Annotated in this window: 2 protein-coding genes; both read right to left on the bottom strand. The window is 24.3% G+C overall.

Annotated features, from left to right (window positions below; all coding sequences use genetic code 11):
* Window positions 1-79 precede the first annotated feature (79 nt).
* The gene (locus ABDJ34_RS09980) at window positions 80-1,519 is read right to left on the bottom strand and encodes a bifunctional aminoglycoside N-acetyltransferase AAC(6')-Ie/aminoglycoside O-phosphotransferase APH(2'')-Ia (protein ID WP_001028144.1); all 1,440 of its coding nucleotides are present in this window, start codon (window positions 1,517-1,519) and stop codon (window positions 80-82) included.
* A partial coding sequence (locus ABDJ34_RS09975; RefSeq protein WP_000341232.1) for a GNAT family N-acetyltransferase occupies window positions 1,520-1,918 on the bottom strand: 399 nt, incomplete at its 5' end. It lies immediately after the preceding gene.

Genomic DNA, 1,918 nt, shown 5'->3' with positions numbered 1-1,918 from the left:
CACTTCCTTTATTATTTTTCATTTTTTTAAACTATTTAATACTAATGTCTTTTATAATAGCTTTTCATATATTATATAATCAATCTTTATAAGTCCTTTTATAAATTTCTTTTCTACCATTTTCGATAAATTCCTGTTTAATATTTTTAATTCCATAAACAATAGTTTCAATAGGATAATATTCTTCAACTATATCTTGATATTCTTTTGCTTTCTCAATATCTATATTTCCATACATTCTTAATATATCTTCTCCAAAATTTGTTCCTATTTCTTCTTCACTATCTTCAAGTAAGTATATAAAATCACAATATTCATCTATAATTCCAGAATCTCCAAAATCAATTATTCCAGTTAATCTATTATTGCCATCTAACAATAGATGATTACAACTAAAATCATTATGGCATAAACACTTTTTACCCTCAAAAACTGTTGTTGCATTTAGTCTTTCCATAAAACTTTCTATATAATCTTTTTCTATATCAGTTAAATCATTATAAATAGTTTCACGCAACAATATATACTCTTCTAATACATTTTGTTTATTATCAATAGTACATTCACTAATATCTGTATAATCTAAACCGTGCATTTGTCTTAAAAAACTGGCAATATCTCGTTTTAACAAATTTTGTTCTTCTTCTGACATAGTAGAATAAATTTCTGGTGTTAAAAAAGTTCCTTTAATTTCTTTATAACCTAGTATAGATAATTCATCACTAATATACGAATATTCAATATTAGGAATTTTTACATTAGTTTCTAAATTTGTATTTAAAAAATTATATATTGCTTTTTCTTTTGCATAACCTTTTTTCTTATTAGTACTAAATTTTGTTTTAAAAATGTATTCATTATTAACTAAATATGCCACACTATCATAACCACTACCGATTATTTCAATACTATCTACTTTGAAATTATCAAAGTAATGCTCAATTAAATATTTCATTGCCTTAACATTTGTGGCATTATCATCATATCTATATTCCATTAAATAACAATCTTCTTTTTTGCCCTCGTGTAATTCATGTTCTGGCAAATCTTCAATAATTCTAAAACCAGATTTTTGGTATGCCCTTATTGCTCTTGGATTATTTTTATGAGGGTCTAAAATAACTGCATTAGCATTTCTTTCTTTTTTCAAAAATTCAAAAATCAATTTAATATATCTTGTACCAATTCCTTTACTCCAATAATTTGGCTCTCCTATAAATTGATCCATACCATAGACTATCTCATCAGTTTTTGGATAATGATAATCAGTATATAACTCATCATACATTTTATATATTTGTCCATATCCAATAGGAACATTGTTATATTCAATAATTACTCTAAAAACTTCATCTTCCCAAGGCTCTGTATAATGTTTTTTTAATGATTCTAATGTATATTTTTTATCTCTACCACCATAAAATTCTAATACTCTTTCATCAGTTAACCATTTTAACATCAAAGGAAAATCATCATCTATTAAAGTTCTTATACATATTTCATTTTCAACTATATTCATTTATTTATCACCTTTTTCATAATCATATACATATACTATTTCATCTTTATAATCATTTTTACCACCTAATTTTTCATATACATGGCAAGCTCTAGGATTACCTTTATCAGTTATTAAAAACATTTCAGAACAACCAATCTCTTTAGAATATTCCTTAATAAAAGATAATAATTTTGAACCATAACCTTTGTCTTGATAGTTAGGTAACATTCCTATTGAGTGTAAATAAAACATTGTTTTTCCATCAGGTCTTAAAAGTGTATAGCAATATGCAAATCCTATAATTTTATTATTTTCTTTAGCTATAAACCCAAATGAACTGGTATCATTAAGAAATCCTTTTAAATTATCAATATCAAAAACCATATTATCATCAATTAAAACTTCTTCCATAAACTC

Source organism: Finegoldia dalianensis (assembly GCF_046255015.1).
GTDB lineage: Bacteria > Bacillota > Clostridia > Tissierellales > Peptoniphilaceae > Finegoldia > Finegoldia magna.
This window is presented reverse-complemented; position numbering and strand designations above follow the sequence as displayed.